At 65.5% G+C, this 11,522-nt stretch carries 9 protein-coding genes; 1 reads left to right on the top strand and 8 read right to left on the bottom strand.

What is annotated here, in order from left to right:
• Positions 1-1,310 (top strand): acyl-CoA synthetase (locus C481_RS14725; RefSeq protein ID WP_006110055.1); only part of this gene is annotated, 1,310 nt, incomplete at its 5' end.
• Between the two features lie 701 nt (positions 1,311-2,011).
• Here the strand turns inward: C481_RS14725 and C481_RS14715 are convergent.
• From C481_RS14715 to C481_RS14680, 8 genes are all read right to left on the bottom strand, one after another.
• A complete protein-coding gene (locus C481_RS14715; RefSeq protein WP_006110052.1) occupies positions 2,012-2,830 on the bottom strand; it encodes a DUF2182 domain-containing protein in 819 nt (272 codons plus the stop codon).
• A 180-nt stretch (positions 2,831-3,010) separates the two neighbouring features.
• Positions 3,011-4,162 (bottom strand): NHL repeat-containing protein, encoded by a 1,152-nt coding sequence (locus C481_RS14710; protein WP_006110051.1) that lies wholly within the window; start codon positions 4,160-4,162, stop codon positions 3,011-3,013.
• Positions 4,159-5,490: a Glu/Leu/Phe/Val family dehydrogenase gene (locus tag C481_RS14705; RefSeq protein WP_006110050.1), complete on the bottom strand. Its 1,332-nt coding sequence runs from the start codon at positions 5,488-5,490 to the stop codon at positions 4,159-4,161. The genes C481_RS14710 and C481_RS14705 overlap by 4 nt, the downstream gene beginning before the upstream one ends.
• Before the next feature lie 169 nt (positions 5,491-5,659).
• Positions 5,660-6,034 (bottom strand): helix-turn-helix transcriptional regulator, encoded by a 375-nt coding sequence (locus C481_RS14700; protein ID WP_006110049.1) that lies wholly within the window; start codon positions 6,032-6,034, stop codon positions 5,660-5,662.
• Between the two features lie 87 nt (positions 6,035-6,121).
• Positions 6,122-6,448 carry a hypothetical protein gene (locus tag C481_RS14695; protein WP_049904680.1) on the bottom strand — a complete coding sequence of 109 codons (327 nt, stop codon included), beginning with the start codon at positions 6,446-6,448 and terminating at the stop codon, positions 6,122-6,124.
• A 365-nt stretch (positions 6,449-6,813) separates the two neighbouring features.
• On the bottom strand, positions 6,814-8,391 hold the full coding sequence (locus C481_RS14690; RefSeq protein ID WP_006110047.1) for a cytochrome c oxidase subunit I: 1,578 nt from the start codon (positions 8,389-8,391) through the stop codon (positions 6,814-6,816).
• 63 nt (positions 8,392-8,454) lie between these two features.
• Positions 8,455-9,936 carry an MFS transporter gene (locus C481_RS14685; protein WP_049904679.1) on the bottom strand — a complete coding sequence of 494 codons (1,482 nt, stop codon included), beginning with the start codon at positions 9,934-9,936 and terminating at the stop codon, positions 8,455-8,457.
• Between the two features lie 14 nt (positions 9,937-9,950).
• Positions 9,951-11,516, bottom strand: coding sequence for a permease (locus tag C481_RS14680; RefSeq protein ID WP_006110045.1), 1,566 nt, complete (start codon positions 11,514-11,516; stop codon positions 9,951-9,953).
• Between the last annotated feature and the right edge of the window lie 6 nt (positions 11,517-11,522).

Genomic DNA, 11,522 nt, shown 5'->3' with positions numbered 1-11,522 from the left:
ACACGATCGTCTTCGATCGGCTCGGTTCCGGCGGGGACGGGACGGAACGCGAGATTCCCTGGAACGATGACCGCGACGAGTGGTGGGCTGAGGCCGTCGAAACCGCGAACGACGAGTTCGAAACGAAGTCGCTGCCCTCGGATCGGGAGTCAATGCTTCTCTACTCCTCGGGCACCACCGGAAAGCCGAAGGGGATCGTCCACACTCACGCCGGCGTGCAGGTCCAGTGCGCGAAGGAGGTCTACTTCGGCATGGATCTCAAACCTGCGGACCGGTTCTTCTGGGTTTCGGACATCGGTTGGATGATGGGGCCTTGGACGCTCATCGGGACGCACACCTTCGGCGGCACCGTCTTCATGTACGAGGGTGCGCCCGACTACCCCGCGCCGGATCGCTTCTGGGAGATGATCGACCGCCACAATCTCACCCAGTTCGGTATTTCGCCGACCGCCATCCGAGCACTTCGTAAACACGGGGACGACTGGCTGGAGGGCCACGACCTCTCCTCGCTGCGCCTGCTCGGGTCGACCGGCGAACCCTGGGACCCCGAATCCTGGCAGTGGTTCTACGAAAACGTCGGCGGCGGCGAGTGCCCGATCATCAACATCTCCGGGGGTACCGAAATCTGCGGCTGTTTCCTGATGCCGATGCCGACCGAACCGCTCAAACCCTGCACGCTCGGCGGGCCGGGGATCGGCATGGACATCGACATCGTCGACTCCGCGGGCGAATCGGTCGCGGACGACCACGAGCGCGGCTTCCTCGTCGCCCGAGACTCCTGTCCCTCCATGACCAAGTCCCTCTGGTCGGGCGACGAACGCTATCTGAACGAGTACTGGTCGACCTTCGATGACCCGGCAATGTGGGACCACGGCGACTGGGCCCAGAAAGACGCGGACGGCTTCTGGTTCCTCCACGGCCGCGCCGACGACGCGCTGAACGTCGCCGGCCGCAAGGTCGGCCCCGCCGAAGTGGAGGGCGCGCTCATCGACCACGCGGCGGTCAACCAGGCCGCCGCCATCGGCGCGCCGGACGACACCACGGGCACCGCAGTCGTCGCCTACGCGATTTTAGCGGACGGCGTCGAGGAAACCGACCGCCTCCGCGAGGAACTGCGCGCGCAGGTCGGCGAGGAACTGGGCAAACCCTTCCGCCCTCGCGAGGTCCTGTTCGTCGACGAGTTCCCCAAGACGCAGTCGGGCAAGATCATCCGCCGCGCGATCGAAGCGACCTACACGGGCGAAGATCTCGGCGATATGAGCAGTATCGAAAACCCGGCGGCGCTCGATGAACTCGAGTCCGCCCGGTAGTCGGCACGGAGACGAGGGTCGCATCGGGCCCTGGGGGCTCCTGTCGCGGCACGGACTCTTCGAGCGGCGATCCTGAGATATTTGTCGGGCGAAATCGCATCGTGAGGAACTACTGTGAAACGTCTCTATAACCGCAGCCACGAGCGGCTGAGTGGGCTCTCGTGGGCAGTATGCAGTTTTCTTGGAGATATCGGCAGGTACCGGCGTTCTCGTAGCCGGTCTCCCGTTGGGTACGGAACTCCTCCTTGTTCGGGCGCTCACGATGGCTCTCGTCATGTTCGGCTTGGAACGTGTCTTTGGACTGCACCAGACGACCCAAGAGTGACTGAGACGAATTGGTTGAACGATTTATCGGCGCACCCGCGACCCGTTTGCGGTCGCGCCGGAAATGACGACCAGCAGTCCGTACGAAATGACTACCTACTGCAGGCATTACTGGAGCCGCTGACTATCGAAAACGTATTATCATCCACTGTGACAGCGCCTTGTAACGGAGATTTCACTATTCGACCGGCCGAAGGGCACCGCTACCGGTCATGCTTCGTTATTCGATCGATTACGGCGGACACGGGAACGGATCGACGTGGATCGATCCGGACGGGAATACGCGGTGACTGCGTGAAAGAGCGATCGAAGCGACTCCGGCCGGTCCGGGGAGACGGGGGGCGGGGGCCGGGGGACGGGAAGATGGTGGACAGGAATCAGACCGTCGGAACGCCGAACAGCAGCGAAAACGCGGCGGCGCAGATCAACGGAACGCCCATAGCGAACGCGACGCGCTCGCCGTCCGGCGTCAGGCGCTCGATCGAGACGACGAGCGTCAGGCCGACCATCACGAGGAAATTCATCGACCCGAGCGCGACCATCAGCGCGAACAGCGGCCAGGTGCACGCGACGCAGTTCGTCGCGTAGGAGATCCCCCTGCGAACCATCCGGTTCACGTTGGGACAGTGCGGAATCGACTGGCAGGACGCACACCGCGAGAGCACCCGACGTTTGAACGGCGTCAGCTGGTAACCGCCGGCGAACGCGAGCAGTCCGGCGACGGGGACCGTCCCCGCACCGAGACCGAACGCGGACGCGGTCGAGAACTCGTGAATCGAGACGAGCAGTTCGACCGCGAGCGGCACTGCACCGATCGCCGTCCAGACGAGCGCGTAGCCGCCGAGGAACCCGGCGATCGACGGAGCGGCGACGGTCGGACTCTGGCACACGTCATCGAGATGCTGTCGAACGACCGGAATCAGCGACGGGAGCATCATCGCGAGCATCATCGTGCCCCACATGAGCAGGTACGCGACGGTACCCGAGAGCCCGTTTGCCGTCGCCATCGCTTCGGGGACGCCGGGGGCGGCCATCGGCGCCTCGAGTTCAGCGGGAGCGGGGCCGAGGTCGGGAAGCCAGCCTTCGAAGAGGACGAGCCAAAGGAGTGCCGAGAGCGAGAGGGTGGCGAGTTCGGCGATGGGGAGCGAGTCGGAATCGATACGAGCGGTGAACGAGAGTGGATTGTCTGGGAGCATCGAGTGAGTAGCAGGACGATCGGCGGTTCGGGGTCGGATTTCGACGATAAAACGGTTCGTACGACGGTACCGAACGGTGGTGGAAGAGACAGAAACGGTGGGGCTGTCATGCGGATCGGTCAGTTGCGCGAGCGAGAGGCGGAAGAGGTTGTGAGCGGTGGTGTGGGCCGGTGGGAGGCGTTAGTTCGAGGTGTCCGAACGGTCTCGCTGGCGCTCGAGAACGGTGCCGCCAGCACCGACGGCGATGTCGACGGGAACGGTCGCCAGTCCCTCGTCGTCCGACCGCCGGCGGGCGAGGGCGAGATCGAGGAGGGATTGTTCCGTCGGCGTGTCCCGTTCCTTCCAGCGGATGCTTTCGATGCGCTCGTAGACGCGTCCGCCGGTTGCGACGGCGACGGCAGTGTCGCTGCCCTCGGCCACCTGGATGGACTGGAGCGCACCCTGTCCGACGTTGATCGGAGTCCAGTTCTCGCAGTGCGGGTCGTACCGGTACGCGATGCCGTCGGCACCGGCGACGAAGACGGTTTCATCGCCGGCCCAGATGTCGTAGAAGTCGACTTCGGCGTTGCGAACGCCGATTCGTTCCCACTCGCCGTTTGCATCCTCGTAGTACGCGCCGCCGCTGGTGTCGATGGCGTAGAACCCGTCCGGACCGGCGGTTAGGCCGGGTATCGTCGACCCGCCGCCGGGTTCGACGACGTCGCCCCAGACCGGACAGCCGTCCTCGACGGTACAGTCGAGAACTTCGCCGGACCCGTTCGCGATGCGGATGCGCTCCTCGCCGGTCGGCCCGGACACGGCGATTCCCTCCCAGGTGCTCGTCTTTTCCCCCGGTGCCGAGTAGTCGCTTAAGTAGCCGTCGGCGACGTCGTAGTACCCGAGTGCACCGCTGTCACCGGCGAACCAGAGTCGACAGCCGTCGGCTGTTGCGTCGATCGTCCGCAACGTGTTGTCCGCGACGCCCGGACCGCGCTCGATCAGTGTCTGCCACCCGTCGTCGCGCCGGTGCAACAGGATACCGCCCTCGCCACAGGCGTAGGCACCGTCCGCGCCGTGGATGACGCCGTGCAGTGTTCTCGAGGTCGGCGAGTCGGCTTCTTCCCAGTCAGCGGCCGTTTCGGCGCTCGGCGGATCGGTCTCGCGACCGCCGTCCGACCGCGGCACAGCCTCGTCCTGGGATTCGGAGTTCGATGGGGAATCGGCGGCTTCCGACTCGGGTTCGGATTCGGAGTCAGAATCGGATTCGGAGTCGGCAGACGGTTCGATCTCGGGACCGATCTCGGTCAGCCACTCGATTGCGTCGCTGAGCGAGTCGTCGAGACGATCGATCATCGAACCACCTCGTGAGCCGAGACGAGCCGCGAGAGCCCGAGTTCGTACGCGCCGTCGCGCCAGCCCACGTCGCGGCGCACGCGATGGGCCCGAACGTCGGAAACGGCGTCGATAACCGCATACGAGAGTTCGTTCGCCATGCGGGTGTCGCTCATCTCGCTGCGGCCGACGTGGCGACGCCATTCGAGACTCGCAGCCGATAGTTTGCCGGCGAGCGACAGCACGGCCGGCACGACGGCGACATCCTGCTCCTCGAGAACGCGTTGCCCGCCGGCGGTCACCGCGCCGTACGCGCCTTCGACGACGAGATCCGCCCGGATCGTCTCCGCGTTCCTGGCGGTCACCGCCGTCCCCGATCCGGCGAGAACCAGCACGTCGACATCCGCTTCGAGGACGTTCTCGGTTCCGGTCATCGTGCCGCCGCTGAACTCGTCGATCGCACCCGGTCCGTCGAGGTAGCTGGGTGCGACGGTCGTATCGATGCCGTCGTCGGTAGCGTCGTCGCTGTCGCCGTCTTCATCGTCGGTCTCCTCGTCGCTATCGCCGTCGACAGCAAGCCCGACGTGATCGCTACACAGTGCGACGATAGTGCTGCCCCAGCGGTCGAGCAAGCGCGCAGCCGTCGCACCGACGGTACTGGTGCCGTACACGGCGACAGTTCCGTCCGACAGCGATCGGTTGAGATCCGTTTCGAGGATATCTCGGACGACGTGGGCGACGCTGTGGCCGCCGGCACAGGTGAACTCTCGTGAGCCGCCGAGAACGGCCGGCTTCCCGGCGGCTGTCGCGGTGTGGGGGCCGTCGACGTGTTCGGCGACGGCATCGGCGGCGCGAGCCATGGTGCGTTCGTCGGTTCCCAGGTCGGGAACGAGAACGTCGCTGTTCGGCCCGATGTCGGTAATCCGACGTGCGTAGGCGCGCGTGAGTCTGGCGCGTTCGTCCCACGAGAGCGTTTCCGGATCGCAGTCGATGCCGCCCGCTGCGCCGCCGAACGGAACGTCGGCGAGTGCGGCGGTTACGGCAGTTGCGACCGCGAGTCCGGCACAGTCGCCGATTGTCAGTCCGGGGACGTAGCGGTGCGGGCCGATGTAGGGACCGCGAACGTCGTCGTGGCGAACGCGATACCCTGCTCGAACGTCGATAGTTCCGTCGTCGCGCTCGAACGGAATTGCGATTTGCTGGCGCTGGCGCGCGTACAGGAGCCGCTGTTCGATGTCGTCCGGGACCGAGAGACGGTGGGCGGCGGTACGAAGGTGGCTCCACGGAGCATCGAGTGCGGGAGCGGTTCGGCTGGTCGTGTCGGTTGAAGTATCGTGTGGAGTAGTCATCGGTTGTTTCGAGCAGTTTTGTGCGTGCGTTGGCGGTGGTGCGGTTGGTACGACCACGTCGACACGGCCAGTCTGCACAGCGCCGGCTGTTTCGATCGCGTGTGGCCGAATACCGGTCTGCAATGCAGCCGCGTCTCAGTGTCTCAAGTGTGGCAGTTACGCATCCGCATCAGGGGTCACAGAAGAGACAGTGACGTTCCCACTCGTGGTGTTCTTCGAGTCGCCTGTTGGCGCGCGTGCTCGGCCGGTAGGCATTGGTTCGTCCGTCGAGTGGGTGCTTTTCGACGTACCCCTCATCGACGAGTTCACTGAGGTTCTGGTAAAGCCGGCCCTGGTTGATGTCCTCGTCGTAGTAGCAGTCGAGTTTGTCTTTGATCACGAGCCCGTGGGGGTTGCGTTCGGCCAGCAGTCGGATGACGAATAGCTGGTCGCGCTTGAACCCGGTCAGGTTCGTCAGGGGGCGAGGGGGTGTCGACCCGTCGATACTCGATTCGTGCTCGTCGTTGTCGTCGGTGTCGTGGTTGGTGGGGATGTTCCTACACATCGGTGCATCATCGGCGGGAAGACCGCCGAAGCTACGTGTGGGGGTCGAACCCACTCCCGGCCGAGCCCGGACGTAGCGAGAATCGGATCAGGGACCGTGTTCCTTCCGGTGTTCTCGGTAGAGGACGAGGACGAACGTCCCGAGCGGGAGGAGGCCGAGCAGAACGAGGAGCAGCCCTGCAATGAGGGTGATTGGCAGCGAGACTGCCGTCAGGAAGTACAGGAGGACGGCGACTGCGCCGCCGAGCAGGAGGGTGACACACGAGAACACGAGTCCGAAGCTCAGTTTTCGGATGGTCCATTCGAGGTTCTGCGAGCGGCGGAGCTGGTCGATCAGGACGACGGCTGGTGGAATTGTTAGTGCGATCAACTGCAGGAGCATCAGTGCAACGTCGGTGCTTGTGGTGGATGCCATGGATTGTGGGTTAGAAGTCGGGATACCGGTGCGCAGTGGGTGTGCTGTCTCGGTGACTGGTGAGATGCCTGTGCGAGGTGGGTGGAGAGGACTGGCGAGTCGCTGCGGTCACGAACGAGGGGGTTACTGTCGTTGGTCAGCGGCGGGGCCGATCGGCGGCTGGGTCGGGGATGTCTCCCGTCGGGCCCGATCGGGCTGGGTCTGGGTTGGGTCTGGGTCGGGTCTGGGCCAGCGCCAGGCCCGCCGGTCGCGATTCGGAACGAGTCGGGATCGAGTTTGAGTAGCGCTAGCTACGAGCAACCCCGATATCGAAGTTTGGCACGACTGCCGTCGTAATCCGATATTAACGTTACTCGGCCGACAGCTCACCATTCTCGTGCGTGTGACGGCTCGTCGGCGAGGCCCCACGGATCGTCGCCGGCGCGCTCGCCGACCCAGAGCGATCGACCGATGTTGAGGAGGAAGACGAGTTGGCCCACGGCGATGACGTAGGCTCCGACGGTGGCAAGCTGGTGGATCGGCGCGAACGCGGGCGGGTAGGTCGCGATTCGTCGCGGTAACTCTGCGAAGCCGACGACGAAGAGCGCGCCGAAGGTCACGATGATTCCGACGATGGTGAGCCAGACGTGCAGGTGAGCGAGCGTCGGATCGTACCACCGCCCGGTAAGCAACGGAAACCAGTAGTACCCCCCGGCGACGAGCGTGAACGCGACGAACCCGACGAGCATCATGTGGAAGTGAGCGACGACGTAGTACGTCCCGTTGTAGAGGACGTTGATCGGAGCCACCGCGAGAAAGACGCCGGTCACGCCGCCGACAATGAAGAAGGCGATCGCTGCGATGCTCGCGATCATCGGCGCTGTGTGCTGGATTGCACCACCCCACAGCGTGCCGAGCCACGTACAGAGCTTCGCCGAACTCGGGACGGCGACCGCCAGCGTCACGAACATGAACACGGCGCGGACGCTGACGCTCATCCCGGCCATGAACAGGTGGTGTCCCCAGACGGTAAACGAGAGGATGCCGATCGCAAACGTCGAGTAGACGACCGACCGGCGGCCGAACAGCCGCCGCCCGGCAAACCGCGGTAGCACGTGACTGGTGATGCCCATCGGTGGCAACACCAGGATGTACACCAGCGGATGAGCGAAGAACCAGAACAGGTTCAACCAGACCATCGGGCCGCTCCGACCGACGAGGAGCCCGACCCCAGCCGCCCGTTCGAGGAGCAAGAGCGCAAGCGAACCGGCGAGGACCGGGAAGGCGACGACCGCCATCGCCGCACTCGTTACCACCGTCCAGGTGAACGTGTCGACGTCGCTCCACGGAATCGTCCGCCGACGACAGACCGTGACGACGAGGTCCGCCGCGGTCAGCGACGTGCTGATAGCAACGAACAGGAGGCCGGCGACCAGCGCGTCGACGGCGGGGTTCGACGATGTGACGCTCATCGGCGGGTACATCGTCCAGCCGATCGCGACGGGGTCGAGTCCCGCCACGTCGAGTGCACTGCCGATCGTTCCGGCTCGAACCAGTATCGCAGCCGGGATCTGCAGCCAGAACGCCGCCGCTGCAAGGGCGGGAAACGCGGTTCGCTCGGCCCGGATCAACGACGGAATCGTCGCGTACGCAAATCCCCATATCACAGGGACCGCGAACAGGAACAACATCGTCAACCCGTGGGTCGTAAAGAGCGAACTGTAGACGTCGGCCGACCAGTGATCCAGCGTCGGCGTGACGAGCGTCGTCCGAAGGAGCACGGCGTCGAGGCCGCCCCAGAGTCCCATCACCAGCGCGAAGACGAGGAACCACCGTCCGAGTCGAACGTGGTCGACGGCGATCAGTCGGCGACCCGTTTCGAGGGGCCCGCTTGTCGCTTCGAGTTCAGCGTCGCCAGTGCCGCCAGTGCCGTCAGTGCCGTCAGTATCGGATGAGTGGGACATGCTGGGTCACCGTGCAAAGTCGGTGCGAAAGCGTCGTCTCGATTCGAACCGGTTCTCGTGCGATCAGTCGCCTATTCGCTCGAAACTGAACGATCTGAGCAGTTCGCGAACCCCGAGCAGAGAGACGGTCGTTGCGACGGTAAACGCCGCAACGGGGTGGATCGCGTACAGAAGGCCGCCGACGAACGGGGCCGGGACGAGTGCGATCCGAACCGCCGTCTGGAGAGGCTCGGGTGGCGGGAGACCGAGCGCCGTTGCGTCCGCATCGGGACTCACGTCGTGGCTCGGTCTGATGCGCGGTCCGACGGTCGGTCTGAGCGGTTCGATCGCGGTCCGGCAGCCGAGCACGGCAAACAGGAGCGCAACGATGGCGACGGACGATGTCGCGACGAGGGCCATCGGAACCAGTGAGACGCCCGCGAGACCGAGGGTCAGGAGCCACCGCCGATCGACCGCAGAGACGAGTCGCGGAGCGGCTATCGCGCCGAGAAGCGCCCCGCCCGCCTCCGCGAGGACGAACGCGCCGAACATCGCGGCTGGCATCAGCGACCGCCCGCCGACCGAGAGCGAAAGCGGCTGTTCCTCGACGAACAGCAACACCAGGTACGGCGTACTCCCCACGAGCGCCAGCCTGACGAGCGCGTCGCCGGTGATCGTCCAGCGCCGCCGGTCGGAGAGGGCGACGACCGCCCGGCGAACCGACGCGACCGAATCGGGAACCCGACCCCTCGCCGCACTCGGCGCTTCGATGCGACCGACGAGCGGAAGCCGGTCGGTATCGCCGATGACCCCCCGCGTAATCGCTGCGACGAGCGTGACCGCCGCACCCGTCGCTGCGACGATCGAAAACCCGGTTTTGACGCCGCCAACGATCGCGATCGCTGCAGTCACGATCAGCGCGCCGGCACCGATCCCAAGTGCGCCGATAACGGTGCCCGCACGAGCGTCGCGCTCTCGATCGGCTCCCGACGGCGTGAACTCGTCGGCTTCGGTTCGGGTCGATCGCGTCTTTCGACCGACGATCCTGGTGTCGATCGGCCAGAGGGTCCGCACCGGGCCGAAACTGTGCCAGGCCTGGAGGAGCACGACCCCGACCGCGAGCCAGCCGAGCGCCGAAAGCGGCGTGCCGAGGAGCGCATCGAGTGTCGGTGCGCCCGTCCAGACGAACAGTCCGAGGGTCGCAAACAGCACCGAGACGACTGCGACTACCCGTGCCGGGAAGCCGCCGGTTTCGGCGTTTCTATCGCCACTTTCTGTCTCGTCGCCAGAGTTCAGCCCGGCGGTCGCGGATGCCGTTATGATGACGGTCACGCCGAGACCGATGCTGACGACCAGTCCGGTGACGATCGGCCCGTAGCCAAGTGCTGACAGGAACTCGGGGAAGTACCGTTCGGCGACGCGGATCAACCCGTGGCTCGTGACGAGGGCGACGAGCAGGACGATCCGAACGGGATCGAACCGTCCGCCGGGTGATGGTCGTGGCCGTGGCTGGGGCCGAGACCGGGACTGGCCCTGGGATCGGGACTGTGGTTGGGATGTCGTCATGGGTGTGAAGCGACTTACTTCAGGCCTCGCGATTCGAGCGCGTACGCGACTCGTCTCACGAGGTCGTAGGCGTGGTAGAGAACGCCCGCGACGTGCGGTGCGATTCGGTTGCCGAGGCGGACGCGTTGGTCCGGCTCGAGGGCGACGTACACCTGCACGGCGAAGAGGGGGAGCGTAACGACGTTGAACAGGGACGTGTACGCTCCAGGGACCGTCCCGCCGGACGTACCGGGTGACGGAACGAGACCGACTCCGGAAAAGACGAGTTCGACGAGGAAGCCGGCGATGACGGCGGCGGCGAAGAACGCGGCGAACATGACGCCGGCCATGCGAAGGCCGTAGTAGCGGTGGTACGTTCGGACCAGCGGAAGGATCAGCAGATCGGCGAAGATGAACGCGAGGACGCCGCCGAACGAGACGCCGTTTTGCCAGAGGACGACGGCGAAGGGGATGTTGCCGACCGAGCAGAGGAACGTCAGCACGCCGACGATGGCTCCGAGCACGACGTTCGAGAGGAGGCGCGTGAGGCTTCCCTCGGGACCGACCCCGAAGAGGGCCGTCCACCAGGCGTCCGGGACGAACGCGGCCAGGAGGCCGGCGAGGAGGAATCCGAAGAGGATGTCCCGCCAGAGCATGTCCCACTCGCTCATCGTGTTCGTGATCGCACTTTGCCAGCGGTCGCCCGAGAGGAGTTCGGGGCCGGCGGTAACGGCCTCGCGGTCGTCGGCCGGGTCGTACGCGTTGAGACAGCCGCCACAGCAGAAGTATCGGTGCTCGCCGTCGAACGTTCGCGTGATCGTCTCCTCGTCGGTCGGCGGGGCGGCCATGCCGCAGGTCGCGCATTCGGTTTCGTCGAGCGCGCGGGCGTGGGAACGTGCTCGCTCGACCCACGAGGGCGGGACGAATCGCCGGTAAATGATGCCGAGGACGACGACGGCGATTAATCCGCCGGTGATCTCTGCGACGGCGAACTGCCACCCGAGCAGCGTCAGGACGACGAGTGCGAGTTCGAGCACGAGATCCGTACTCGCGAACTGGAACGCCCCGAGGGAGGACGCGGCCGAGGCACCCTTGGTGAACAGCGACCGGGTCATCGCGACCGCGGAGAACGAGCAACTCGAGGAGGCCGTGCCGAAGGCGGTTCCGTAGCCGATCTCCCGCCAGCCGTCGTCGCCGAGGTAGTCGGTGAGCTGATCCTCGTCGACGAACTCCTGGATGGCACCGGTGATCGTAAAGCCGAGGACGAGCGCCCACCAGGTGTCCCAGGCCATCTCGAGTGCGACGACCAGGGCCGTCACGAGCTGGAGTAGGAAGGCACCGAGCAGCCCGACGAGTCTGGCCGCGAGGTCGAGTCCGCCGCCGGAGATCGGTCCGAAGACGAAGCCGAGGTCGGCCGAGACGACGATGGCGATGGTGGTGGCGGTGGTGGTAGTGTTGGTGGTGGGGGTGGTGTTGATGATGGCCGACCCGGATTCCAGGTGGCTCTGGACGAGCAGCAGTCGGAGCAACGAGACGAACTGGTGGCCGGACGCGGGCCAGAGACTGGCCTGGTCGGTGAGCAGGTGTATCTCTGAGAGCATGGCTGG

This window comes from Natrialba asiatica DSM 12278 (assembly GCF_000337555.1).
Lineage (GTDB): Archaea > Halobacteriota > Halobacteria > Halobacteriales > Natrialbaceae > Natrialba > Natrialba asiatica.
The sequence above is the reverse complement of the archived record's forward strand: the minus strand, read 5'-3'. Positions and strand labels throughout refer to the sequence as shown.

Coding starts and splice junctions, on each gene's coding strand:
- C481_RS14715 (WP_006110052.1), bottom strand. CDS start 2,830: ATGCTCCCAGACAATCCACTCTCGTTCACCGCTCGTATCGATTCCGAC.
- C481_RS14700 (WP_006110049.1), bottom strand. CDS start 6,034: ATGTGTAGGAACATCCCCACCAACCACGACACCGACGACAACGACGAG.
- C481_RS14680 (WP_006110045.1), bottom strand. CDS start 11,516: ATGCTCTCAGAGATACACCTGCTCACCGACCAGGCCAGTCTCTGGCCC.
- C481_RS14695 (WP_049904680.1), bottom strand. CDS start 6,448: ATGGCATCCACCACAAGCACCGACGTTGCACTGATGCTCCTGCAGTTG.
- C481_RS14690 (WP_006110047.1), bottom strand. CDS start 8,391: ATGTCCCACTCATCCGATACTGACGGCACTGACGGCACTGGCGGCACT.
- C481_RS14710 (WP_006110051.1), bottom strand. CDS start 4,162: ATGATCGATCGTCTCGACGACTCGCTCAGCGACGCAATCGAGTGGCTG.
- C481_RS14685 (WP_049904679.1), bottom strand. CDS start 9,936: ATGACGACATCCCAACCACAGTCCCGATCCCAGGGCCAGTCCCGGTCT.
- C481_RS14705 (WP_006110050.1), bottom strand. CDS start 5,490: ATGACTACTCCACACGATACTTCAACCGACACGACCAGCCGAACCGCT.